The organism is Gelidibacter pelagius (assembly GCF_017581925.1).
Taxonomy (GTDB): domain Bacteria; phylum Bacteroidota; class Bacteroidia; order Flavobacteriales; family Flavobacteriaceae; genus Gelidibacter; species Gelidibacter pelagius.
Map to the genome: position 1 here is coordinate 120,163 of NZ_JAGEVG010000007.1, position 24,901 is coordinate 145,063.

Sequence of the window (24,901 nt, forward strand, 5' to 3'; positions counted from 1 at the left end):
TATATGAAAGACGAACTGAACAAATCATTTGACCTCCTTATTAACAAATTATTGGGCTGGATGAACTCCATAATCGAGAACCTCCCTAATTTGATCTTGGCGCTTCTCGTGTTATTGATTGCTTATTTCTTGGCTAAATATCTCAGCAAGCTTACTCTAAGACTTATTGGTAATCGCGTCAAACAGAAGTCAGTGAGCAGTATTATAGCACGATTGACCACTGTTGTCATTGTTATGGGTGGTTTGTTTTTAGCTTTGGGAATTTTAAATCTTTCGCAGACACTCACCTCATTGATTACAGGTGCTGGAGTTCTTGGGTTGGTAATTGGTTTGGCTTTACAAGGGACTTTGTCAAATATCATTTCAGGTATCGTCATTTCGTTTAGGGAGAAAATTCAAATAGGCAATTGGATAGAAACTAACGGGTTTACCGGTGAAATCATAGATATCAATCTAAAAAACCTGACCTTGAAAGAATCGGATAATAATGTGGTTATGATTCCCAATAAACTCATCTTGGACAACCCAATGAAAAACTATTCCCTGACCTCATATATCCGTGTAGATTTATCCTGTGGTGTTGGTTATGAGTCGGATTTAGAATTTGTCGAAAAATTGACTAAGGAAACTTTAGAGAAAACATTTGAAAAAATAGATGACAGCAAACCTGTAGAGTTTTTTTTCACGGAATTTGGAGACAGCTCTATAAATTTTAGATGTCGTTTCTGGATTGCAGGCACAAAAAGTGTCCACACACTTAATGCCACTAATAAAGCGATTATTGCCATTAAAAAAGCGTTTGACGCAGAAGGTATCAATATCCCATTTCCAATCAGGACCTTGCAGTTTGACAATAAATTGGGCTTGGAAAATAATACTTTCGAAAAAGGAGCGTAAAAATTGAGTTTTAGAGTGTGTTATGAAACTGGATTTCTCACGACTTTTACGTATTTTTAAAAAAATAAAACGAACATCATAAATGGCTTCACCTATTGCATTCTCTAACGATTTGTTGGAGTTTCTCAAACTTTTAAAAGAAAACAACGATAGAGATTGGTTCAATGAACACAAAAAAGAATTCAAAAAACTCGAGGTTGATGCCAAAGGCAACTTCAATGTTTTATTTGAAGCTTTGAAAGTACATGATGATTTAGACCGGCTCAAGAACTTTCGAATTTATAGAGATGTCCGTTTTTCAAAAAACAAAGCGCCCTACAAAACCCATTTTAGTGGCTCTTTTTACAGAAGAAAACCCGCGCTAAGAGGAAGTTATTATCTCCATATTCAACCTAATAATGAATCGTTTATTGCGGTTGGCTTTTGGGATCCTTCGAAGGAAGATTTAATGCGGATAAGAAAAGAATTTGAAATCGATGATGAAGACATCCGAGCCATCATTAATAATAAAAAATTCAAGGAAATTTGGGGTGATCTCTTGGGTGAAGAACTAAAAACTGCGCCGAGAGGTTTTGATAAGGAACATAGTGCCATAGACCTCATCCGTAAAAAACAATTTCTTTTTACGAAAAAATATACCGATGTGCAAGTTGTCTCTCCAGGTTTTATAGAGGATGTCAATACATCATTTAAAGCGGTCAGGCCTTATCTCGACTATATGAGCAGCGTATTGACAACCAATATTAACGGAGAACCACTTATATAACTTCAATAATAGTGAAGGTGTTTCCATTAAACTCTACTTGGTCTCCCTTAACTTTGTTTATTAAAAGCATACCAATTGGCGAGCCTGATGAAATGGCAAAGACACTCATAGTCTCGGTATCAATTTTCCCAGCACTAATGGAGATAAAAAAGTTGTTAGTGGTTGTTTTGACCAAACTTCCCAGAATCACTTTATCAGAAACCATTTTCGGACTGATGGCTTTTAAGCTATCAAGCATTTTTTGGGCATCTGTAAGATATTGAGAGTTTTTTTCAAGATCATTAAAGAGTTTGCCGTTTCCCGAATCATCTTCATCACCACTTTTATCATTGCTGTCAATGGACTCTTTGATGGTTTCAATTTCATTTTTGTAATTGGCAATTCGCTTGTTGGCATAATCAAAACAAGCTTGCAAAACATCACTTTTTATTTTCATATAACTTTCGCCATCTGAGGCTCAAATAGTTGGATATGACTAATAAAACGCTCTTTTACAAGATTCATCATGCGCTTGTTTAATGCTGATGAATTTTGGATATAAATAGCATACTCTTCAACTGTGAATTGACCTATGATCATTCCTTTAATTGAGTTTCTGAATTTCATATCCTTGTGGATGGCGTTTTCGATATAGTCTAATTGTTTCGGCAAAGATAGCTCATAAAATACATTTTTGTGCTTGGCTATATAATTTTTAAAAACTTCAATTAAAAGCTCATTCTGAAGCATGAGCAAAGGTCTCAAAGTAGCGTTCTGAAAGCGCTCTTCACTGCTCATGGAATCATATATTAAAGCAGTGGGAATGTTGGGTCTCATCTGGATTAATTCGTCGGATCTATTTGTCATAACTTTAAGTTTCCTTAAACTTATGCATAATGATTAGCATAAAAAACCTGCCCGTGAGATGTTGTTAACTGGGTTATCAACAAATACACTCCTTGAAGTGATTTTTTAAACGGTTTTTATTCTTTTACGAACGATTTTAGTAATGATTGAAGTATCTTTGAGTATACAAATGCCCAAAACTGAATCCCATGCAATTTGGTAGCGTTGACCATCCTCAACATATAGATTTTTCATTGCCCGCCGATCATTTGGACACTTCAGCAGTGCTTTTTAAACAAACCAATAAAGAGGATCCCAAAATCTTTGTAGGATGTTCGCAGTGGAGCCAAGCCAAATTAAAGGGATTTTATCCTACTGGAACCAAGGATGCACTTACATATTACGCTACGCAATTCAATTCGGTCGAGCTCAATGCAACATTCTATCGGATTTTTTCTCCAGAAACCTTTACTGCTTGGTATCAAAAAACACCTGAAGGATTTAAATTTTTTCCAAAGCTATATCAGGATATCAGCCATTGGAAACGCTTGAATGGTGTAGATAAAGTAGTGGACGATTATTTGTACAGTGCTACAAATCTCAAGGAAAAATTGGGAGCTATTTTTTTACAAATGCACACAAATTTTACGCCTAAGGATTTTGATAGAGTGGAAGCCTTTGTCAAATCATGGCCGATAGAAATTCCCCTTGCTATCGAATTTAGACATACAGATTGGTATAATGATGTTTCGATTGCTAGTCGTTTATATAATTTATTGGAAACTTATAACATTTCAAATATCATTGTGGACACTCCTGGAAGACGTGATTTGATGCACATGCGATTGACAAATGGCACTGCTTTTATCAGATTTGTAGGTGCGAACCACGACAGTGACTATTTGAGGTTGGATGGCTGGGTGAAACGTCTTAAGGATTGGAAACTACAAGGCATAAATGAGATTGATTTTTTTGTGCATCAAAATATTGAAATAGAATCGCCATTACTTGCGGCATATTTTATTAAAAAGTTAAATGCCGAGTTGGGAATGGATTTACAAATTCCAAACAAAAACCAGAATCTGGAATTATTTTAAAATCAATAACTCATTAGCAAGCCTCGGGGTATTAAAATCCACTGGTGGGAATAAAACATATAGACATGAGATTTCAAACACAAAAATGGGTAAAGCCCCAAGATCTGAATCCCAACGGCACCTTATTTGGAGGTCTTCTTTTAGCGTGGATAGATGAAGAAGCGGCCTTATATACTGCCATCCAATTGGACAACACAAAGGTTGTTACAAAATTTATCTCTGAGATTAACTTTATGAGTTCTGCCAAGCAAGGCGACATTATTGAGATAGGGATGCAAATTGTTAGATTAGGAAATTCTTCCTTGACTTTAAAATGTGAAGCGCGGAACATGATGACCAAGACTAAGATCCTGACTGTTGATAATATTGTTATGATCAATTTGAACGAATCCGGCAAGCCTGTACCCCATGGTAAAACAAAGCTTGAGTTTGTAGATGATCGACTAATTTAGAAATCCGACTTTGTGTTTAATTAACAAATAATGGGAAATCGTTAACAACCTATGTGTAGTAATAATCGTATATTTATTAGAAACCAATTTAACACTTATCACCATGAAAAAAATAGGAATTACACTGTTTATGGCGACGCTCCTAGTGTCCTGTTCACTATCAAAGGTCGAGAAATCGGCCAGAAAAACTATTGATGGCAATTGGGTTCTCAATTCTGTCACTTATGATGAACAGGGAGTCTTCAATACGACTTTGTTTGATGATACCACAACTTCTTGTTTTAAGGATAGCCAGTGGTTCTTCAGATCCAATAACAGTACCGGAACTTATAATATTATCAATGCCGATTGTTCAACTGGAGTCAGGTACTTTAGATGGGCAGCCAATGAAATAGGTAAGGATACCGGCGATTTTGATTTCACTTTAAAATTTACTGATGAAAAGAAAAAAGATCTTCAGGGTAAAACAGGATATAGAATGAAGATGAAATACTTGGACGATAACTCCATGCAAATCACTCAAACTATTCAATTTGAGGGAAAACCATTTAATATTAATTTAAACTATACACGAACAACTTTATAAAATTTAAAATATGAAAAATACGATAAAAACACTTGCATTATTATTTATGATCACAGCCTTAGTAAGTTGTGATGCAACCAGAAATGCAAACAACAAACAAAAAGGAACTGTCATTGGTGCCGGTAGTGGTGCTGTAATTGGTGGTGTAATTGGCAATAATGTTGGTAGCAAAAACAATTCTGCCTTAGGAGCTATTATAGGTGCCGTTGTAGGTGGTGTTGCGGGTAATTATATTGGCGACCGCATGGATAGACAAGCTGAACGGATTGAGGAAGAAATCCCAGGAGCTCAAGTGGAGCGTGTTGGGGAAGGAATTAATGTTGTTTTTGATGAAAGCAGTGGGGTTTATTTTGATACTAACAAGCACAATATTAATGCTGCGTCCTCAGCAACACTTAGTAAATTGGCAGGTATCTTTAAAGAATACCCAGATACCAATATTCTAGTTGAAGGCCATACGGACAGTACTGGCCCGGATGCTTTTAATATGACACTTTCTAAGCAACGTGCACAATCAGTAACGTCTTACTTATCAAGTCAAGGCATTTCATCTGGTCGTTTTACAACCAATTGGTACGGTCCTAATCAACCTAAGTATGATAATTCAACCGTTGAGGGGAGAGCTAAAAATAGACGTGTGGAGTTAGCAATTATTGCTAATGAGCAAATGAAAAAAGAAGCACGGGAAAATGCGGGAAATTAATAATCTCACTTTTTCAATGTAAATTCAGCAGTCTTATTTAATTTAATAAGACTGCTTTTTTTTGTCTAATTTTTAGGAGCCTCAAAAATTGTTGGCGTCAGTTCAAATAATTCCAAATCAAAGTAATTTATGGAAGAAAATATATGATCGAAGATATCAGACATAATAGATTCATAATTCACCCAACGTATGTCATTGCTGAATGCATATATTTCTAATGGGATCCCTTGAGAAGTTGGCTGTAGTTGTCTCACCATTAAGCTCATGTCTTTATGGATGCCTGGGTGACGCTCTATATAAGTTTGTAGATATATCCTAAAAACACCCAAGTTGGTCAGGTTACGACCGTTTACCAAATTCGATTGATCTATATTATTTACGCGATTGTATTCTGCGAGTTCTTCTTGTTTATCCTCCAGATATTGGGTAATAAGCTGGATTTTTTTTAGGTTTTCAATCTCTTCATCTGTTATAAAATGTATGCTTTTTGATTTGATCAAAATAGACCTTTTAATACGTCGTCCTCCAGATGACTGCATTCCCCTCCAATTTTTAAAGGACTCAGAAATAATGGCATAGGTTGGAATAGTGGTAATGGTCTTGTCAAAATTTTGGACCTGTACCGTGGAAAGGTTGATTTCAATGACATCGCCATCGGCTCCATATTTATCCATGGTAATCCAATCTCCAATTCTCAAAGTATCATTGATGGCTACTTGAATACTTGCCACAAAACCCAAAATGGTATCTTTAAAAATCAATAGAAGGATTGCTGATGCCGCACCTATTGTAGTAAAGAATTTTAAAAATGACAAATCGATAAGCACGGCAAGAATTGACGCCACTCCAATAACCCATACAAATAGCATCACTACTTGTATATAACTATCAATAGGTTTGTCCCTTAAACGTGGTAAAGTCTTGAAGTAGGATTCTAAGGTTCGCAATACACTTCTCAAAATCCAAATGGTCAGCAAAATACCGTAGACTTTCAGTAAAACAACCAAGAACGCCTCTATTCTGGGGTAATCTGTAAACACCAAAGGAAACACCTTGATAGTAATGAATAACGGCACCAAATGTGCGATATTCCGCGGTGCTTTATGGCTTACCAATAAATCGTCAAACTCAGTTTCTGTCTTTGACGCAAATTTTGTAAAGCTTTTCACCAAGACTATTCTTGCTACAACATCTGTAATATAGATGACGAAAATCAGAATAGCCAATAATGTGAGCATGTTAAGGAACTTTGCCCAGTCATCGGTAAAACCAAATCTATCGAAAAAATCGTAAAAATAATGGTGGTTTAAAAACATTACACTGCAGTTTTTAAATATCTTTTCTCAATATAAAAGGTTGCAAAAGGAAGTAATGATGCCAACAGGACAATGCCCAATGTTTTAAAGGACCACTTTAATTTTGAACCCACCAATAGGGCCAAGAGCACATAGGCTATAAATAATAGACCATGGGTCATTCCAATGGGGTAGAGCAGCGTTTGATAGATTTCAGAATAAAAAGGTTTAACAAGTAACATGTTGGCAAACAAGACCAAATATGAGATGCCTTCTAAAATGGCAACAAGTTTGAAGCTTTTAATCAGTGTAAACATGGATTCTTAAATTTTATGCAAAAATACCCATGATATCCTGTATAAGCTACTTTTTAACCAGATTTTTTATGAGAACAACCGCATTGAAATCATTGAGTCATTAATTGAACTCATTTTATGTGTGATAAAGCCATTCCAAATGGTCTTCATTATGGAGGGATCGACTGCAGACAAATCCGTTCTTCAAATAAAAATGATGAAGATGCTCTTCTTCCGTAAGCAAGAAGTAGCGTTGCTGGGGATTTTCCGATTTTAATTGGTTTAGCCAAAAACTACCTAAGCTTTTATTGCGATATGGCTCCGAAATCCAAATAAATCCAAGATACCCATAGCCCTTATCAAACCAGGCTTTGGCATCGGTTTCAAAATATTCAAAATTTGGCGGCGATTTATAAAAAACAATACCTCCTCCGACAATGCCGGTGTCATCTTCAATGATATAAATTTTGGAATCGGTTTTATAAGTGTCCCAAAATGGAACAATCTCATCCTGCCAATCCTCGGGAAGAATCTGGAAGAATTGCTGCGGATCGTTTTTTAATTCCCTAAACTTAAAACCTTCCATTGCTACTTATAATAATCCCCAAGACCATAATCTGTCTGAATCTTCAAACCATCTATCGCCAATATCTGTTCTATAGTAGCCATTGTTGACAATTACGGAATGAATTCTGTTGTTCATCATTTTTTGGGCATCGCGCATCGTAATTCCAGTGCCTGTTACCAAAAGCGCAATTCCGGTATTGCCGGTAATCAACCATTCTTCATTGACCTTTTTAAGGTGCATGGGATGGATACCGTCTTTCATATCCTTTCTAAACACGACAACGGCATCTTTTGAAAACAATTCAAAGGTCTTTTTATCGTCATAAGGGAAAGGAGGTACAACAATGAATGCACCAACCTGGAACCCTTTTTTTGTGGCTATTTTAAAATTCTGCCCAGAGGCTACTTTATATAGCATTTCGCCAATAGGTTCCGTGATCCCTGCACGTTGGATGAATATTTGAGGATAGCCAAAACGGGAGGTAAATTCTAACGGATAAATCCCATTGCCATTAACGATGCAATTGATATCAATATGACCTATAAACTTATGCTTCAATAAAGTAGGTTCAAATTTTTTCAAGGTGGCATCAAAAATAGGGGACTGGTTGACCCAAAACATACTTGAGCCCATTTCACCCGTTGATACCCCCAATTCTTTAGGGAAAAGCTTCTTATGCTCAAAAGTAATATTGAACGGTCTTAAAAACTCTTTCCCATTAAAAAATGCAGAAACGGAAATCTCTACACCTTTTACTTTTTTCTGCAATTGAAAATTCCCGAAGTCGTCTCCCCACGATTTATCATAGGCCTTTAATACCCGAATTACATCTAATCCTTCATCATCACTACCAACAAACAACAACTGTTTTAGCTCTTGGGTTTCGCCGGAAGGTTTAATAACATAGGCATCAGGATGTCTTTCAACATAAGCAATAGCATCCTGAAAGCTTAGAAACTCTTCAAAAGGCAAGGTTTTTATTTTGTGCTTTTGCAGTTCCTTTTGACCGAAACTCCGATCTAATTCGAGAAGGTCAGTATATTCGCTTCCACCAAAAACAATTTTTCCTGCGGCTCGTAATTCGGCACATTCCTTTCCAAAACCGGTATAGTCAAATATGAGAATATCAGCCCAGTCAATATGCTTTTTCCAATCCTTAACTTTTTTTACAAATCCGGTTCCAATCTCTCGGGATGGCTTGTCTTCAATATATAATTTAACGGTATTACCTTCATTTTGGGTAGCGTAGGCTATATCTAAAATCTCTCCCCAGCGGGAAATAAATAGAAAGTTTTTTGGTAAGCTATTCTGCTTTTTCAAGATGTTCTTTTGAGAAGTTTGATGATGCGAAATTAGTTGTTTTTTTGATTCAAAATTAAATTGGAATAAAAAAAGACCGTTATTTCTAACAGTCTTTTTTCGGATTAATTAATCAACTTGAAATGTTATTCATTCGAGCCCATTAATGCAAAGAATTTATCTAAGTTTGGAAGGATCACAATACGTGTTCTTCTGTTTTTTGCTCTATTATCATTAGTGTCATTTTCTGCAAGAGGTTTGAAAGAACTTCTTCCTGAAGCAATCAATTTCTCAGGAGCAACACCATAATCATCTACTAGTTTTCTAACTACTGAAGTGGCACGTAAAACACTTAAATCCCAGTTGTCGGCAATTTTACTTGTTCTAATACTTCTAGAATCAGTATGACCTTCAACCATGACTTCAACACTTGGTTCAGAGTTAATGACATTTGCTAATTTTTGCAAAATATCATTTGCCTTGTTGCTCACTCTATAGCTTGCAGTGTTGAATAACATCTTGTCTGAAATTGAGATCATGACTACTGTTTCATTAATATCAATAGAAATATCTTCATCTTCATCAAGATTACTGCTATCCATAGACTTATTTAGGTTATAAGACAATGCAAGATTCATGGAATCTTTTAAAGTCTTAGCACCCGCAAGTTTGGAAGCATCTACGTTTTGCAATGTTTTGCGCATTGCCTTTTTTGTATCGTTGGAAATTACTGCAACATTGTCAACATTTACAAGCATGGCATCATTTTGTTCTGTAAGAGAATTGATTTTTTTATTGTAGTTATCAACTCTTGCTTGAATGGCTGCAAATTTGTTTTCAAGATCCTCTTTTTCTACTCGAGTTTTAGTGAGTTCGCTCTTAATTTGACCGTTTTCGACTTCTAAAGCGACGTATTTCTTTTTAGAAACACATGACGTGATCATGACAGCAAGGATTAATGCAATTGAAATTTTTTTCATAATATTAATTTAATGGTTTAGTATATGTACGAGTATTCATTGGTTATAGACGTTAGCTACTCGAACATTTTGGATTATTTTAACTTTAATTGATGTCTATAACCACATTAGGTGGGTGTTATATAATCTCCTATATAAAATTGAATATGGTTTTTGTGAAAAAATAGTACAGTGGCCACACCAATCTTATTTAGAAAAGTCCATAAAACACTATACGAAACAGAGACTGTTTTCATGAAAATATTAATTTTATTTCTTGTTCTCAGAAGGATCATCTTTTTCTAACCGGATCGGAAACCCCTTTTCTCCGCCATACAGTTTTATTTCCTGAATATCTGCCGGTAAGTAATAACCGTCTTTTTCTAAAGCTTCCTTTACGTTCCTTATGACATTACCTTTTGTAATCAAGGCCATTCTTCTGAAATCTGTGGTATCTACCCAAAAAAATACTTTTAAGTTCACGGTACTTGTAGCCAATTGGTCTTCAATTACAAAATTCTCATGTTCTTCATCTTCTATTACTTTGGGCTCTTTTCGCAAAGTGTCCAGTATTGTCTTCTTCGCACCTTGTATATCGTCTTCGTAAGCAATCCCGATAATAAAATTCCATCTAAAAAAACCGTCCTCGGTGTAGTTGGTTACCGGTTTTCTCAGCACATCACTATTGGGTATATAAACGTCCTTTCCATCAAAGGTCTTTAGCTTGGTGTATCTAAATTCCAAGTTTTTAACCTTACCAAAGTCTTGGCCAATTTCAACTGTGTCATTTACATCAAAAGGCCTGTTAAAAGCCAAAATAACTCCAGCTATGAAATTTTCGCCAATATCTTTAAAAGCAAATCCAAAAACTATGGCGCTTGCTCCTGCAGCGGTCAAGATAGCGGTTGCAATACCGCCCATTCCGGCAGCTCTTAAAGCAATCATTATCACAAAAATAACCAGGACATACCTTATGGATTGTCCCAAAAATTTACTCATGAGCGGGTCATGAGTTTTGGCATTTATCCGTGTTCTTGCAAACTGACCAACCCATTTGGCGATTAAAAAACCTAAGGCAACAATAAGAATTCCTATACCGATACCTGGTAATTGATCAATCAGACCATTATAAAAATTGGTGAAAGATTCAGTAATAGTTATTGTATTGTCTTGCATAGTGGGTTGGTCAAAAAAATATTTAATATGGTGACATAAACAAAAGGTGTCAATGTATTACTGTTCGCTTCCATTCTCCTCCAGGGCATCATTATCTGGACCGCCTTGACTGTAGAGTTGGTTCTCTTCATCTTTCAATTCCCTTTTTGAGCGGTCTTCTGGGAGGGTGCGTCCCGGAATGTCCAAATCCTCACCTTCAAAATCAACCGGATGTGTCCGATGATTTTCATCTAATTCTAAATCATCACCACCATCGGTTCTTAAGTTTTTCTGCTTTTCTCCCAACAAATCCTTATCGTGTTCTGAAACATTGGAGTCGTACTTCTGATCTTTTTTCTCTTCTTTTTTATTTGATGCCATTGTTCACTTTTTTTAAATTCAACTTGAACTTTAAATGTACATCGAATAAAATCCTGTGTTTAACGGATTCGAAACTAATATTGATGCAAATAGAAACAGTTTCATGCATATGAAGAACAGGCTTTGCAGATGGGTTCACATTAAATTGTGTAGGAGCAAAGATTACCTATAGATTGATGTACTTTTGAAAAAGTAGATGAACTAGAGTACAATAGTCCAGTCTAACCCAGATGCTGTGGTGCAGTCAAATAGTTGATTTCCACTGGTTCTTGATACCCCGAGGTTATTGATTTCATCTCTTCTATATAGTATGTTTTATACTTAAACTTTATTCAATTTATATCATACAATGTCAAAACAACCTTTACTGAGTACATATACAATGGGCGACTTAGAATTGCCCAATAGAATGGTCATGGCACCAATGACCCGCAGTCGTGCCGCAAACAAGGGCAACGTTGCAACAGAAGATCTGCACGTGATTTATTATACCCAAAGAGCCACGGCTGGATTGATTATCTCCGAAGGCTCACAAGTTTCAAAGGACGCTGTTGGCTATATCCATACCCCAGGAATCCATTCACAAGAGCAGGTCGAAGGCTGGAAAAACGTAACCAAATCTGTACATGATGCTGGTGGACGCATTTTTATCCAATTATGGCATGTTGGACGAATGTCGCATCCAGACTTCCATGATGGGAGTCTGCCGTTGGCTCCTTCAGCCATCAATCCTCATTCAAAGTCTTTTACACCGGAGGGTTTTAAAGATACGGTTACCCCAAAGGAAATGACCTTGGAAGATATCAAAATCACTATTGGTGATTTCCAGAACGCCGCCAAGAATGCTGTAGAGGCTGGATTTGATGGCGTTGAAATCCATTCGTCCAATGGCTATCTATTCCATCAGTTTTTTAATGGAACAAGTAATCACCGTAAAGACCAATATGGTGGAAGTATTGAAAATAAGGCACGTTTTTTCTTTGAAACATTAGATGCCATTCAGCAAGTCATTCCGCAAAACAGAATAGGTGTACGTTTTAATCCATCACTTCATAATATATTCGGAATGACGATGGATAAAGATACGATTCCGACTTTTGATTATATTATTGACAGATTGGATAAGGATTATGATTTGGCGTATATCCATTTATCAGAACCCTTCAATGACGTCTCTGAGGTTGCCTTTGCGGAACCCCATATTGCAAAGCGTTACCGTCCAAAATACAAAGGAACTTTAATGATCAGCACAGGGTTTGATCAAGAATCTGGCAATAAAGTCATTGAGGACGGTGATGCCGATTTAGTGTCTTTTGCTAAACTTTATATCTCCAATCCTGATTTGGTGGGACGATTCAGGGAGAACTTAGCAACGACACCATGGGATACAGCCACTTTTTATACTCGAGGAAAAGAGGGCTATACCACATACGAAACAAAATCTCGAGACTTAATTCCAAATTCATAAAATAATGAGCACTACAGATAAACAAAAAAACTTTACAACAATAAATCCAACTTCTGAGAAAGAAATAAAGACCTATACCTATATGACAGATGAGGAGGCCGAAAATGCCGTCAAAAAATGTCATGAGGCTTATTTAAAATGGCGACATACGCCAATTAAAGACCGGGCAAAAATCATTAAAGCCATTGGTCAGGAATTAATATCTCAAAAAGATAAATTCGCCACATTGATGACTGATGAAATGGGCAAGCTCCTTAGACAAAGTCATCAAGAAATTGAATTATGTGCAGGAATCTGTGATTTTACAGCCACTGAAGGCTTGAACGTATTGAAAGATGAAGAACGTGAATTGTCCGATGGAGGCAAAGGGATCATTACCTATTCCCCCATAGGCGTTATTTACGGCATTCAACCGTGGAATTTCCCCGCCTATCAAGTCATTCGCTATTCCATTGCCAATCTAATGGCAGGAAATGGGATTTTACTCAAACATGCGAAAAACGTTACGGGTTCAGCACTTTTATTAAAAGAAATTTACGAAACGGCTGGCCTTCCGAAAGATTTATTTACAGTGTTGATTATTGATCATGACCAATCTGATACAATCATCGAAAACGAATTGGTACGCGGCGTCACATTAACCGGAAGTTCTGAAGCTGGTAAAATTATCGCCAAGAAAGCGGGTGGCGTTTTAAAGAAAACCGTCTTGGAATTGGGAAGTAATGATGCGTATTTGGTTTTAGAAGACGCTGATATAGCTTTGGCAGCGAAAACCTGCGTTCAAGGACGTGTTTATAATAATGGTGAAACTTGTGTTTCAGCCAAACGTTTTATAGTGACGGAAAAAGTTTACGACGAATTCAAAGCCGCTTTTGTAGAAGGCATGAAAACCATTGTGACGGGAGATCCAAAAGAAAAATCGTCAAAAATGGGCCCTTTGGCGCGTAAAGATCTACGTGAAACGCTTCATGATCAAGTGGAGAAAAGCGTCCAGAAGGGCGCGAAAATTATTTTAGGAGGAAAAATACCGAATGAGAAAGGTTATTTCTATCCTGCCACAATCTTGGACAACGTACAACCTGGGCAACCGGCTTATGATGATGAACTCTTCGGTCCTGTAGCGTCTTTAATTAAAGCAAAAGACGATGAAGATGCTATGCGAATTGCAAATGACAGTAGATTTGGACTGGGTGGTGGTATTTTCTCCAAAGACCAGAAAAAAGCCATCGCATTGGCACAAAACCATTTTGACACCGGAATGGTCAATATTAATTCCTTCGGATTGGCGCGGCCAAATATGCCATTTGGAGGGATCAAGAATTCAGGATACGGAAGAGAACATGGCGGTTTTGGACTTTGCGAATTTGTAAATGCAAAATCAATTTTTATTCCAAAGAAAAAATAAATAAAACATATGGAATGCGCTAAGGTGAAGCTATTTCAAAACAGACACAAGCGCAGATCCACTTTAAGATTTAACTTTAAAAACAAAAATCATGAAATTTAACAGAACAGCAAAAGCCCACTGGGAAGGTGGCGGAAAAGATGGAAAAGGATCTTTAACTACGGAGAGTGGCGTTTTAAAAGCATCTCCTTATGCCTTCAAAACGCGTTTTGAAGATGCGGTTGGAACCAATCCTGAAGAGTTGATTGGCGCAGCGCATGCGGGATGCTTTACAATGCAATTGAGTTTCTTTTTGGTGGAAGAAGGGTTTACTGCAGAACGTTTGGATACCAATGCAAGAGTCTTTTTTGAAGATGGGAGCATCCCGAAAATAGAATTGGAACTCAATGGCAAAGTACCGGGCATGGAAGAAAGTAAATTTAAAGAAATTGCCAACAAAGCAAAAGAAAATTGTCCAGTATCAAAATTATTGAAGGCTGATATCACCTTAAAGACATCTTTTGAAAGTTAAGTAATTGTTTCTCCGTGTTGGAAATTAGAACTGGCAGGATTGATTGGATGCTTTTCTCTTTTAAAGCTCAGAATGATATGATCGTTTAAGGATTATGTTAGGATGGCTAACAATCTTGCCACTATGATACTATCAAGTGTTTGTTCATGGAGCATTCATCAAATCTTCAATATCTAATAACAATAAAAAATAATACTAATGAACACAACCATAAAAGCTTACGGTGCAGATGATGCCAAGGCAGATTTAAAACAAATGGACATACAACGCAGAGGCTGTGGCGATGATGATGTTAAAATAGACATTAACTTTTGTGGCGTTTGTCATAGTGACATCCACACCGTTAGAAATGATTGGAAAAATTCAAGGTATCCGGTAGTTCCAGGGCATGAAATCGTTGGTAGGGTAGTTGAAATCGGCAAAAATGTAAGCAAGTTTAAAAAGGGTGATCTGGTAGGGGTTGGCTGTATGGTCGATTCGTGTCAGGAGTGTTCAGCCTGCAAGGACGATTTGGAACAGTTTTGTGAAAAAGGCATGGTGGGTACTTACAATGGGAAAGACAAACACTTAGGCGGACATACCTTTGGAGGCTATTCTACATCGATAACGGTAGATAAGGAATTTGTATTAACCATTCCTGAGAATATCGACCCAAAGGGTGCAGCACCTTTATTATGTGCAGGAATTACTACTTGGTCGCCATTACGCACTTGGAATGTTAAAAAGGGTGATAAAGTAGGTGTAATTGGATTGGGTGGCCTTGGCCACATGGGTGTTAAATTTGCCAATGCTTTGGGGGCACATGTTGTGATGATTACAACCTCACCCGACAAAGCCAAAGACGCCAAGGTTCTTGGAGCTCATGAAGTCCTTATTTCAAAAGATCAGGACGACATGAAAAAGCACGCGAACAGTTTTGATTTTATACTGAATACTATTCCAGTAGGACATGAGATGGATCCTTACATCGCCCTCCTAAAACGCGATGCGACTATGGTTCTTGTGGGTGCCGTGGAGCCTTTAAAACCATTTCATGGCGGCGGACTTATTGGTGGACGAAAGCGCATTGCCGGCTCTTTAATCGGTGGTATCAAAGAAACTCAAGAAATGTTGGATTTCTGTGGAGAACATAATATTGTGTCAGATATAGAACTTATTGATATGAAAGATATTAACAAGGCTTATGAACGCGTGATTGATTCCGATGTGAAATACCGATTTGTTATTGATATGGCATCTTTAAAGGATTAAACTGATCAAAAGAAATATCAAGATTAAAAGAGACGTTCGAGCGTCTCTTTTCTTATTTTTGCAAATCCTTTTTCATTAAAAGTCCAACACAAAACAACCAATGAGCAGTTCAAGAAACACCCTCTTTATCATACTTGCATTTTTCTCAATCTATGTTATTTGGGGTTCTACCTATCTATTGAATAAAATTGCGGTAACTGAACTGCCACCTTTCATGTTGGCCTCTATCCGATTTATGACCGCAGGTCTCCTCATTTTTATCATCGCAAAATTGATGGGGAAATCTTTAGCCATCACTAAAAAACAGCTTATTAATGTATTTATCGCCGGGTTCTTGTTTCTGACCATCGGTAACGGGATAGTGGTGTGGGCTTTGAAATATGTAGATAGTGGATTTGCAGCTTTAGAAATATCAGCACAACCTTTAGTCGTTTTAATTTTAATGCGCATTTTTCAAGGAAAAAAAATTAAGGCCATGTCGGTTTTAGGGGTAGTCTTAGGAATTATAGGCATTTATTTATTGGTCAGTCAAAATGAAGTGGTCAGTAAAGAAGGGTCAATTACTGGAATGATCATGATTTTCTTTTGTATGGTGAGTTGGGCTGCGGGAAGTCTATTTGTTGGAAACGCCGATTTACCGAGCAACTATTTCGTGAATACTGGTTATCAAATGGTCGCAGGAGGTTTTATGCTGGTTATAGCAAGTTTAATCTTTGGGGAAACATGGAGTTTGCCAAATGCATGGAGTGAAGAGGTGCAGTGGTCTATGGTATTACTGATTGTTTTTGGCAGTATTGTAGCCTTTACTTCTTTTAATTTTCTTCTGAAAAAAGTCTCACCAGATAAAGTGGCAACTTCAACCTATGTCAATCCAATTATCGCTTTGTTGTTAGGTTGGTATTTTTTGAATGAAGTCATCACCACACAATCGATTGTGGCTGCAATAGTTTTATTAACAGGTGTATATTTCATCAATACCAAAAAGAAGTTGGTCATTTTTGCGAGGTTTCGTAAGTAGATTTTAAATATCTTTAGGTTTTAATTTGATATGAATAAACAAACGCTTTTAGAAACAAGACAGCGCATTTCGGCGTATGTTCACAACACTCCAATTTGCACTTCACACTTATTAGATGATATTTCAGGTGGAAAGTTATTTTTCAAATGTGAAAACTTTCAGAAAATGGGCGCATTTAAGATGCGCGGTGCCACCAATGCCATTATGCAACTCACCAAAGCACAGCAGGAGCGAGGCGTGGTGACCCATTCTTCAGGGAATTTTGCTCAGGCCTTATCTCTTGCCGCAAAAAATTTGGGCGTAACCGCATACATCGTCATGCCCAAAAACGCACCTAAAGTCAAAAGAGATGCTGTTTTGGGCTATGGCGGAATAATAACCGATTGCGAATCAAACATTAAGGCAAGAGAGGAAGCAGCAGCACAAATTGTTGCTGAAAAAGGTGCTACTTTTATCCATCCATCCAATGATTTGAACGTGATATTAGGAAATGCCACTGCAGCCATGGAACTACTTGAAGTGCATCCTGATTTGAACTGCATCATAAGTCCCGTTGGCGGTGGCGGATTGATTGCAGGTACAGCTTTAGCAGCACATTACTTCGGAACACAATGCAAAACCATCGGAGGAGAACCAATGGTTACGGACGATGCTTTCAGATCTTTGCAAACTGGCCAAATTGAAACGAATATTACAACCAATACCATTGCCGACGGATTGCGCACACAATTGGGCGATATCAATTTTCCAATCCTACAGCAGCACGTGGACCATATTATTAGAGTGGAAGAAGAAGAGATTGTGAAAGCCATGAGACTACTTTGGGAACGCTTAAAGATTGTGGTTGAGCCTTCAAGTGCTGTCGCATTTGCCGCAGTGTTAAAAAACAAGGCCTATTTTAAGGGTAAAAAGGTGGGAATTATACTTTCTGGTGGCAATGTGGACTTGGACACTTTGAGATTTTCCTGAATCAGCGTACCATTTAACGTCAAAATTTGACGTTCGTATAAGCGACTTACCTTTTATCGTTTATATTGAGCGTTTGCATATTTTTTTTCACTTCAGGGATACAATCGTTTAGTTTTGAATGAATTAATAATTGTTCGTCCCATGAGAAAATTAGTCTACCTACTGTCTGTTTCATTTTTTTTAGGCAGTTTTTGTGCCGTAAATGCTCAAGGATCTTTGGAAGAACTTCCTAATGATTACCAAACACGCCATGCTATTTTTGATTATTCAGAAAATGAATTGACCAATACTGATTCCATTCCTGATTTCGCATCAAAATCGGATCCTTTAAAAATTACAGGTACCGTCTTTTTAAGTGACGGCATTACTCCGGCCAAGGATGTTATTTTATATATCAATCAAGCCGATGAACAAGGTAATTATGAATTGAAAAAACAGAATGACAAGCGCTACGTATATCACAGGGGGTGGGTTAAAACCGACGCTGACGGAAAATACACTTTTTACACCTTCGTTCCTGGCAAAGAAAGGAGAAGCAATGACTTTAAGAAAATTCACTTGGTGATCAAAGAACCGAATAATGTTGAAATTAATGGATTTGATTTTATATTTGATAACGATCCACTCTTATCCAAATCTTGTCGTAGAAAAATCGCTAAAAATGGTATGGATAACATCCTCAAACCAGAAAAGAAAGAATCCATTTCAGTGGCTACAAAAAACATTGTTTTAAAGGAACAAAGAATTGAGTACGCAAAAAAATAATATATAAGACCAATAATAACCAACAAAAAAATCCCGCAATTTGCGGGATTTTTTGATATAGTTTTCTAATGTTCTAATTTTTCATCTCATTGACTTCCTTTTGGATGTCAGCGACTTCTTTTTTGGCACCAGTTTTCAATTCATCAAATTTATTCTTGACGGTTGATTCTACGTCGTTATATGTCTCTTTGACTCTTTGACCGACTTCATTAACCTTGCCATGTAATTCTTCCTTTTTTTCTGGAGATAAATTTTTATATTTCCACCAGGCGAATACACCTGCTCCTATTCCTAATAAGGCCAACAGGCCTTTTCCTTGTTGTTTTTTCATATTGTTTGATTTGTATTAAAGGTAAGAAATTTCAAAACCAATCAGGATGTTTTACCGCCTATTGTGATAACTTTAATACGGTATTATGATAATATTAATATTTCGAAAGGATCCAATAGGATGTTGGTTATTCCAATTTCAAAACTGATCAGAACCCAAATTTATTCAATGTCCCATTTATCTGACTTTTGAGATTAAAAACTACGACAATTTGAAACCATATCCTTTCGTTTATGACTCTATTAGGTAAGTTAAAGTATCATAAAATCCTTGACATCATATTCTAAAAATCTTAAATTAAGAGAAAACAATATTATGAAAACTCTCATAACATTTCTTTTTGTCTTGACCACTACCTCAATTTTTGCTCAGTTTCCTCAAGCTAGTGTCACCGATATTAATGTGAAATTACGTGCGGATAAAATAACAGCTGAATACAATAAGCATTTGGGGTTAAATGGAATTCAGATACCATTGTTTAAGAACAAGGTAGCTCATTACTTAGTCTTGGCCGATGAAATCAAAAGAAACAATGAAGGGAGGGCAGAGTTGGATGCCTTAGTTGAAATGCAGGCCAATGAATCCTTGGCAATGAACGATATTTTAACCTTGTATCAATACCGACTCTACAAGAAATTGAAACCTAAAATCCAGCCATTGAAAATGGTAGAGTAACGCAATATTAGGGCAGATGTTACTTTTTTACAATTGAGAATCCTTTATTATAGCATTTTAAAATCAACTAAATGAATTGTTGCCGCACCAATTACCGCCTCATTGGAGATATAAAGATCGCCATCGGCACTAAAGGTCATGCCTTCCGGTTGCGGGAAATTGATTTCATCCAACTTGTAAACGTTTTTTAAATTACCATGTTCGTCCAAAATCAATAACTTGGGGTTTTTGCCTTCCAAAACATAAATGTCGTTGGTTTTAGGGTGCACGGCAATTTCTGAAGGATTGAAAGTTTTGCGTAACTTCTTGTCTCTATAGTTCTTTAAGGCCTCTGCATTCATTTCAATTTTGTAGGTAGGGGAATTTACATCAACTCTTTTGGAAGTCATGGAAATCTTGTAAATACCTTTAAATTCATCGTTGGCATCTTTATCTTTTGGAGCTGTCAACAATGAACTATCTTTTGCGGAATAGGTCAAGGACTCCATATTATTGGCAGCTTTAAAACCGGTTTGATAGGAACTGATGGTTCTGTTAGTTTCTCTCCAATCTTTTATTTCATATAACAACCCATCACTTTGCATCACGTATAAATCGGTTTTGTGTAGTGCAATGCCTTCATAATCACCATTTCCGGAAAAGGGAATTTCCTCTCTAATGGATTTTTCATCAAGGTCATATAAATATATGATGCCATTTTCATCCTGAACACAGGCCAGGGTGTGGTCATCAATCCAAACAATGCCGCTGATCTCATCTAATTCATCGGGTAATTCCCAGGTTTCAGAAATGGTATAATTGTCACTTCCTTCCGTAATTTTAGCATTGGCTTGACTGACCTTAGAAAAACCTATGATCGCAATTCCAATTAAAACGGCAATAAAAAGACCTATAAAAAGACTGGATTTTTTCATAATAAATATTTTCTATACCAAAGTTCTGTCTTAATTCTGAAAACAATTGGGAATAGGAACGCTAAAACTTTTATTTAATACTGTTTTAACGTCTATTTATGAAAATGCAAGCTAAATACGTGCTGTTCTGTATAAGCATAGTCCAAGTGAATTCCATATTTTTCTGAAATAGCCTTGGCGATGGCCAAACCAAGTCCTGTCGATCTTTTATCATGACTTAGTTTTTTAAATCGTGAAAATATAGTATCGCTATCCAATGCTTCTGCAACACCAAAATTGCTTACGGAAATTAAATTTTCATGAATTATTATTGTTACGGTGTTGTTCTGTTGTCCGTGAACAATGGCATTTTTAATGAGATTGGTCAAAAGAATAACCGCAAGATCCCTGTTCATTTGAAATGTCAATTTTGAAACCGATTTCAAATACAAGACATTGTTTTTATGCGACGCCAGATCATCAAAATCGTCAATCACTTCAGCAGTCAGCTTATTAAAATCGATAATTTCCTCATCGACAAATTGCCTGTTTTCAATTTTAGACAGTAGAAGTAGGGACTTATTTAATCGTGTCAATCGGCCAAGATTGTCCAGAATTGAAGCCATGGTCTTAACATCAGCTTCAGGTAAATTGGTTTTTTCAAGGAACAATTCCAGTTTATTGATGCTTATGGCCAATGGTGTCTGTAATTCGTGCGCTGCATTTTCGATAAAATGCTGCTGTTCCAAGTACCGTGCTCTGCTTTGGTCAATCAGTGCTGTTATCGAGGTATTGAGAAGTTTGAACTCTTCAATGGTGGTATCCATAGTTTGTATTTGATGATTTTTTTCTATTCTGAAATCCCGCAATTGCCGCATCAAGCTGTGAAAGGGGCGCCAGATTTTTTTGAGCATCAAATTATTTAAAATGACAATTGTAATCATAAGTGACACGTAAAGGATGATCAAATACATGACCAAATCCTGTATCAGATCGTCCTCTTCAACCATTGAGGTAATGAACTTTACCTTATAATACTGGTCATTATAGGCCAGTTTGGTTTCATAGACACGAACGGGTTCAAAATCCTTTTCATTGAGCATGTACATTAAAGTATCTGAATACCGATCTTCAAACCTTTCGTAGTAATTTTTAGATATGGGTGTGATATCGTGATTCCAAAGATCAAGATCATTATGCTCAAGAATCTCTGGGTTTGTAGGCAATTTTCCCAATAGCAATATCTTTTGGTTTTCAAGACCATCGTCCAAGCTGTCATAAATTTCATCGAGCATGGCATAATAGAAAATAAACGCCCAAATGGTAATAAGCGGTACCAAAAGAATGGCCAGGTATTTTGAAGTATGGTTGAGTAGTTTCATTAGATGGACTCAAGTTTGTAGCCTACACCATAAACGGCTTCAATGCTGATTGTGGCGTGTTCCAATTTTTTGCGCAGGTTCTTGATTTGCGAATAAATGAAATCAAAACTGTCGGATTGGTCAATATGATCACCCCAGACGTGTTCTGCCAAAGCTGACTTAGTCACTAATCGCGTTTTATTTGTGATGAGATACATTAATATATCGTATTCCTTCCTGTTGAGGACAATCTCATTGTCATCAATGGTCACTTGCCTGCTTTCAGGTTGGATGGAGACATTGCCAATATGTATATGTTGATTCCCTTCAAAATGACGCCGTCTTAAAACAGCTTTGACACGGGCATGTAATTCTGCCATGTGGAAGGGTTTTGGTAAATAATCGTCGGCACCCAAATTGAGACCTTCCAATCGGTCGTCCAAAGAATCTTTGGCAGATACGATAATGATGCCTTCATTCTTTCCTCTTAATTTTAATTCTTTTAAAAGTTCAAGCCCATTGCCGTCCGGTAGTGAAATATCCAATAAAATACAATCGTAATCGTAAACCGCAATTTTATGGAGTGCCGATTTGTAATCAGAGGCCGTTTCTACGATATAATGTTCACGCTCCAAGGTTTGCGCCATATTTTCCAACATCTCAGGTTCATCTTCTATAATCAGCAGTTTCATCTTATGGTATTTTAAGCAATTGTAATACTGAAATCTATAATCATTTGGGAATCCTTCCAAAATAAAGAAAAAGAACACTAACCATTGAATCCATAAGCATTAATTTTTGCAAAACCTTAACAATTTAAATTTTGAAATTCCTAATTCATTACAGTTTTGAGGGCTTTCTTTGCTTCAAATAAAAAACTATAATGATGAAAAACTTAAAAATAGCCGCACTATTATTGTTTGCAACTGCAACGATAAGTGCACAGGATTTAAAAACAAATGAAGTGCCAACAAATTTACAAACCATTTTCAATACATCGTATTCTAATGTTACAGATGTGGAATGGGAAATGAAAGGTGACCATTATAAGGTTGAATTTGAAATCAACAAAATGGATCATGACATTTGGTACGATGCTCAAGGAAACGTGATCAAATCAAAAATTGAGATTACAGAAAGTGAATTGCCATCCGCTGTTGTTTCAGCAGTGAAGGCTAAATATGCTGATTATAAAATTGATTCTGTAGAAGTACATGAAGAAGGCGGTAAGAAAACCTATGAAGTAGAAATTGAAAAGGGCTGGACTAAAGAACGAAAGCTGATTATTGATGCTTCAGGTGCCATATTGAGTGATATAGAAGATTAATTTTTCTAATAGTGACGTTGATTAATGGTAAAAGGACTGGAACTTGTTTTCGGTCCTTTTTTTATAAATCTTAAAAAAAAGTATGGTAAGACCGCAAGCTTGTAGTTTCATTTTAACGCTATTAATGGCAGTTTTTCTTACAGTTCAATCTCAAGCCCAAGAGAGATTTGCCGCCTATTTCGAACCCTCGATTGATCTGTCCTATCACGTATCGCCAAAATACACCCATAGTTTTGGAGTTGAAAATAGAAATATCGTTTATAGACAGGGTGAGATGGACTATCATGTCAAACAAATTGATCTGTCGCATATGTCAGAATATCAGGTTAATTCCCAATACGCCTTCGGTATAGGTTTACAGTACCGTTTGGAGCAGGCGTTTGATGGCGATGAAGAAAATGAATTTAGGCTACAGGAAAAATTTATTTACATTTCACAAAACTCGAACTATAAGACCAAACATCGTTTTAAACTGGAGCAACGAATTTACGCCTCAGAAACCAAACACCGACTTAGATATGGATTTGGTGTTACTTTTCCAATATCTGATGAAAATGGAACTCAGCCTTATTTAAAAGTTGATACTGAAAGTCTTATGGAATTGGCAAAATCCCAAAAACCAGAATTTGAGCAAAGACTGGGATTAGGTATTGGGTGGTCGTTAAATTCCAAAACAAAAGTTGAATTTAGCGGGGAATTTCAATTGGAAGATTATACGCAAGACTTAATCCATGAGCTCTTTTTATTGGTAAATTTAGGGATCACGCTTTAGCACAAACCAATAAACACTTGGGTTCTTGTTTTAGAAATTTTAACGGAAAAGTTTAATGGCACCTTTATCTATCCAAGATAAAATGGAGGTCAAATGATGCCTTTAACAATGGCAATTCAAATACAGAAAAATGAGCTTATTCAGTAGTTTCTGAATCCTCTTTTTTCTTACCACTCATCATAAAGTTGATGAGAATGCCTACTAATACAACACAAACTATGGCGAAAATGACGATCATAAAGACACCATTGTTCCAGTTGGCATCTAAAAGTAAAGGTTGATACATGTTTATTACGTTTTGATTTTTGGTAAAACTATAGCATAAAGGTATCAAAAAACATGATTATTATCAGTAATACGTGGGGTTTTTAATTCTTGTTGGGATATTTGTCTTAAAACTTTGAGTATCACTTGAAAATAGATTGCAAATCACTTTATAAGAAATGTAAATTGTATAATTTTGCAGGTTGATAAATATCACCTAAAATGAAAGCATATATTGTATTGATCTTGTTGTTCTTTTCAATAAGTTCAGTCGCACAAATAGATTATAAAAGACAATTGGACAGTTTGACTATTGTTCACAAAGTATGCATTATAGAAAACAGCATCAGGAACCAACGAGTCAAGTTGGACCATCTGAGAAAGCAAAAGCAAAGTCTCAATTCGCAACTTGCAGAGATTCAAAGCTTCAAACTGGGTCGTACTGACGTTGAAAAAGAAACTCAATTAACTGAAATCAATCTCTTGATAGAAACTAATGCCACTGCACTTACTGCTGCAGGCGTGCAATTGACCACGCTCATCAATGAGCTTGTTTTAGCGAATGAAGATGTTAAGGCATTACAGAACCAAAACACGATTGACTAAAGACAT

General features: G+C 36.6%; 31 protein-coding genes. 17 read left to right on the forward strand and 14 right to left on the reverse strand.

Annotated features, from left to right (window positions below):
• Positions 1 to 3: 3 nt before the first annotated feature.
• Together J4051_RS07580 and J4051_RS07585 are read left to right on the forward strand one after the other, a co-directional pair.
• Positions 4 to 897, forward strand: a complete 894-nt coding sequence (locus J4051_RS07580) for a mechanosensitive ion channel family protein (protein WP_208233266.1) — start codon at positions 4 to 6, stop codon at positions 895 to 897.
• 82 nt (positions 898 to 979) lie between these two features.
• On the forward strand, positions 980 to 1,663 hold the full coding sequence (locus J4051_RS07585) for a DUF2461 domain-containing protein (protein WP_208233267.1): 684 nt from the start codon (positions 980 to 982) through the stop codon (positions 1,661 to 1,663).
• Here the strand turns inward: J4051_RS07585 and J4051_RS07590 are convergent.
• Positions 1,656 to 2,099 (reverse strand): transcription elongation factor, encoded by a 444-nt coding sequence (locus J4051_RS07590; RefSeq protein WP_208233268.1) that lies wholly within the window; start codon positions 2,097 to 2,099, stop codon positions 1,656 to 1,658. The genes J4051_RS07585 and J4051_RS07590 overlap by 8 nt on opposite strands.
• The gene (locus J4051_RS07595) at positions 2,096 to 2,509 is read right to left on the reverse strand and encodes a glyoxalase (RefSeq protein ID WP_208233269.1); all 414 of its coding nucleotides are present in this window, start codon (positions 2,507 to 2,509) and stop codon (positions 2,096 to 2,098) included. Before J4051_RS07595 ends, J4051_RS07590 begins: the two co-directional genes overlap by 4 nt.
• A 188-nt stretch (positions 2,510 to 2,697) precedes the next feature.
• Here J4051_RS07595 and J4051_RS07600 point away from each other — a divergent pair, with 188 nt between their 5' ends.
• The 4 genes from J4051_RS07600 (at position 2,698) to J4051_RS07615 (ending at position 5,326) form a co-directional block, all read left to right on the forward strand.
• The gene (locus J4051_RS07600) at positions 2,698 to 3,585 is read left to right on the forward strand and encodes a DUF72 domain-containing protein (protein WP_208233270.1); all 888 of its coding nucleotides are present in this window, start codon (positions 2,698 to 2,700) and stop codon (positions 3,583 to 3,585) included.
• Positions 3,586 to 3,650: 65 nt separating this feature from the next.
• On the forward strand, positions 3,651 to 4,037 hold the full coding sequence (locus J4051_RS07605) for an acyl-CoA thioesterase (RefSeq protein ID WP_208233271.1): 387 nt from the start codon (positions 3,651 to 3,653) through the stop codon (positions 4,035 to 4,037).
• Positions 4,038 to 4,140: 103 nt separating this feature from the next.
• Positions 4,141 to 4,623 carry a lipocalin family protein gene (locus J4051_RS07610; RefSeq protein ID WP_208233272.1) on the forward strand — a complete coding sequence of 161 codons (483 nt, stop codon included), beginning with the start codon at positions 4,141 to 4,143 and terminating at the stop codon, positions 4,621 to 4,623.
• Between the two features lie 10 nt (positions 4,624 to 4,633).
• Positions 4,634 to 5,326 (forward strand): OmpA family protein, encoded by a 693-nt coding sequence (locus tag J4051_RS07615; RefSeq protein WP_208233273.1) that lies wholly within the window; start codon positions 4,634 to 4,636, stop codon positions 5,324 to 5,326.
• Between the two features lie 65 nt (positions 5,327 to 5,391).
• Here the strand turns inward: J4051_RS07615 and J4051_RS07620 are convergent, their stop codons facing one another.
• The 7 genes from J4051_RS07620 to J4051_RS07650 form a co-directional block, all read right to left on the reverse strand.
• On the reverse strand, positions 5,392 to 6,642 hold the full coding sequence (locus J4051_RS07620; RefSeq protein ID WP_208233274.1) for a mechanosensitive ion channel family protein: 1,251 nt from the start codon (positions 6,640 to 6,642) through the stop codon (positions 5,392 to 5,394).
• Complete coding sequence (locus J4051_RS07625; protein ID WP_208233325.1) at positions 6,642 to 6,929, reverse strand: DUF3817 domain-containing protein; 288 nt, start codon at positions 6,927 to 6,929, stop codon at positions 6,642 to 6,644. The genes J4051_RS07620 and J4051_RS07625 overlap by 1 nt, the downstream gene beginning before the upstream one ends.
• A gap of 124 nt (positions 6,930 to 7,053) precedes the next feature.
• The gene (locus J4051_RS07630) at positions 7,054 to 7,503 is read right to left on the reverse strand and encodes a GNAT family N-acetyltransferase (protein ID WP_208233275.1); all 450 of its coding nucleotides are present in this window, start codon (positions 7,501 to 7,503) and stop codon (positions 7,054 to 7,056) included.
• A 6-nt stretch (positions 7,504 to 7,509) separates the two neighbouring features.
• Entirely contained in the window at positions 7,510 to 8,805 is a 1,296-nt protein-coding gene (locus tag J4051_RS07635) for a phosphoribosylamine--glycine ligase (protein WP_208233276.1), read from the reverse strand.
• Positions 8,806 to 8,930: 125 nt separating this feature from the next.
• Positions 8,931 to 9,764 (reverse strand): OmpA/MotB family protein, encoded by an 834-nt coding sequence (locus J4051_RS07640; RefSeq protein WP_208233277.1) that lies wholly within the window; start codon positions 9,762 to 9,764, stop codon positions 8,931 to 8,933.
• 249 nt (positions 9,765 to 10,013) lie between these two features.
• A complete protein-coding gene (locus J4051_RS07645) occupies positions 10,014 to 10,919 on the reverse strand; it encodes a mechanosensitive ion channel family protein (RefSeq protein WP_208233278.1) in 906 nt (301 codons plus the stop codon).
• A 57-nt stretch (positions 10,920 to 10,976) separates the two neighbouring features.
• On the reverse strand, positions 10,977 to 11,279 hold the full coding sequence (locus J4051_RS07650; protein WP_208233279.1) for a hypothetical protein: 303 nt from the start codon (positions 11,277 to 11,279) through the stop codon (positions 10,977 to 10,979).
• A gap of 349 nt (positions 11,280 to 11,628) precedes the next feature.
• Here J4051_RS07650 and J4051_RS07655 point away from each other — a divergent pair, with 349 nt between their 5' ends.
• The 7 genes from J4051_RS07655 (at position 11,629) to J4051_RS07685 (ending at position 18,666) form a co-directional block, all read left to right on the forward strand.
• Entirely contained in the window at positions 11,629 to 12,747 is a 1,119-nt protein-coding gene (locus J4051_RS07655) for an alkene reductase (RefSeq protein ID WP_208233280.1), read from the forward strand.
• Between the two features lie 4 nt (positions 12,748 to 12,751).
• Positions 12,752 to 14,152 carry an NAD-dependent succinate-semialdehyde dehydrogenase gene (locus tag J4051_RS07660; RefSeq protein WP_208233281.1) on the forward strand — a complete coding sequence of 467 codons (1,401 nt, stop codon included), beginning with the start codon at positions 12,752 to 12,754 and terminating at the stop codon, positions 14,150 to 14,152.
• A 91-nt stretch (positions 14,153 to 14,243) separates the two neighbouring features.
• Complete coding sequence (locus J4051_RS07665; protein ID WP_208233282.1) at positions 14,244 to 14,663, forward strand: OsmC family protein; 420 nt, start codon at positions 14,244 to 14,246, stop codon at positions 14,661 to 14,663.
• 198 nt (positions 14,664 to 14,861) lie between these two features.
• On the forward strand, positions 14,862 to 15,914 hold the full coding sequence (locus J4051_RS07670; RefSeq protein ID WP_208233283.1) for an NAD(P)-dependent alcohol dehydrogenase: 1,053 nt from the start codon (positions 14,862 to 14,864) through the stop codon (positions 15,912 to 15,914).
• A gap of 100 nt (positions 15,915 to 16,014) precedes the next feature.
• Positions 16,015 to 16,932, forward strand: a complete 918-nt coding sequence (locus J4051_RS07675; RefSeq protein ID WP_208233284.1) for an EamA family transporter — start codon at positions 16,015 to 16,017, stop codon at positions 16,930 to 16,932.
• 30 nt (positions 16,933 to 16,962) lie between these two features.
• Positions 16,963 to 17,901 (forward strand): pyridoxal-phosphate dependent enzyme, encoded by a 939-nt coding sequence (locus J4051_RS07680; RefSeq protein WP_208233285.1) that lies wholly within the window; start codon positions 16,963 to 16,965, stop codon positions 17,899 to 17,901.
• A 141-nt stretch (positions 17,902 to 18,042) separates the two neighbouring features.
• Positions 18,043 to 18,666, forward strand: coding sequence for a peptidase associated/transthyretin-like domain-containing protein (locus J4051_RS07685; protein WP_208233286.1), 624 nt, complete (start codon positions 18,043 to 18,045; stop codon positions 18,664 to 18,666).
• 73 nt (positions 18,667 to 18,739) lie between these two features.
• On the opposite strand, the gene J4051_RS07690 is transcribed toward J4051_RS07685, so the two are convergent.
• Positions 18,740 to 18,997 carry a YtxH domain-containing protein gene (locus J4051_RS07690; protein ID WP_208233287.1) on the reverse strand — a complete coding sequence of 86 codons (258 nt, stop codon included), beginning with the start codon at positions 18,995 to 18,997 and terminating at the stop codon, positions 18,740 to 18,742.
• Between the two features lie 315 nt (positions 18,998 to 19,312).
• On the opposite strand from J4051_RS07690, the gene J4051_RS07695 reads away from it, so the two are divergent.
• Complete coding sequence (locus J4051_RS07695; RefSeq protein ID WP_208233288.1) at positions 19,313 to 19,672, forward strand: hypothetical protein; 360 nt, start codon at positions 19,313 to 19,315, stop codon at positions 19,670 to 19,672.
• Between the two features lie 47 nt (positions 19,673 to 19,719).
• Here the strand turns inward: J4051_RS07695 and J4051_RS07700 are convergent, their stop codons facing one another.
• From J4051_RS07700 to J4051_RS07710, 3 genes are all read right to left on the reverse strand, one after another.
• Complete coding sequence (locus J4051_RS07700; RefSeq protein WP_208233289.1) at positions 19,720 to 20,586, reverse strand: SdiA-regulated domain-containing protein; 867 nt, start codon at positions 20,584 to 20,586, stop codon at positions 19,720 to 19,722.
• Between the two features lie 92 nt (positions 20,587 to 20,678).
• Positions 20,679 to 21,947, reverse strand: a complete 1,269-nt coding sequence (gene porY, locus J4051_RS07705) for a PorY family sensor histidine kinase (protein WP_208233290.1) — start codon at positions 21,945 to 21,947, stop codon at positions 20,679 to 20,681.
• Positions 21,947 to 22,618: a response regulator transcription factor gene (locus J4051_RS07710; RefSeq protein WP_208233291.1), complete on the reverse strand. Its 672-nt coding sequence runs from the start codon at positions 22,616 to 22,618 to the stop codon at positions 21,947 to 21,949. Before J4051_RS07710 ends, porY begins: the two co-directional genes overlap by 1 nt.
• Before the next feature lie 191 nt (positions 22,619 to 22,809).
• Here J4051_RS07710 and J4051_RS07715 point away from each other — a divergent pair, with 191 nt between their 5' ends.
• On the forward strand, positions 22,810 to 23,253 hold the full coding sequence (locus J4051_RS07715; protein WP_208233292.1) for a PepSY-like domain-containing protein: 444 nt from the start codon (positions 22,810 to 22,812) through the stop codon (positions 23,251 to 23,253).
• 124 nt (positions 23,254 to 23,377) lie between these two features.
• Positions 23,378 to 24,025 carry a DUF2490 domain-containing protein gene (locus J4051_RS07720; protein ID WP_208233293.1) on the forward strand — a complete coding sequence of 216 codons (648 nt, stop codon included), beginning with the start codon at positions 23,378 to 23,380 and terminating at the stop codon, positions 24,023 to 24,025.
• A 136-nt stretch (positions 24,026 to 24,161) separates the two neighbouring features.
• Here the strand turns inward: J4051_RS07720 and J4051_RS07725 are convergent, their stop codons facing one another.
• Positions 24,162 to 24,311, reverse strand: a complete 150-nt coding sequence (locus J4051_RS07725) for a hypothetical protein (RefSeq protein WP_208233294.1) — start codon at positions 24,309 to 24,311, stop codon at positions 24,162 to 24,164.
• Positions 24,312 to 24,511: 200 nt separating this feature from the next.
• Here J4051_RS07725 and J4051_RS07730 point away from each other — a divergent pair, with 200 nt between their 5' ends.
• A complete protein-coding gene (locus tag J4051_RS07730) occupies positions 24,512 to 24,895 on the forward strand; it encodes a hypothetical protein (protein ID WP_208233295.1) in 384 nt (127 codons plus the stop codon).
• The last annotated feature ends 6 nt before the right edge of the window (positions 24,896 to 24,901 follow it).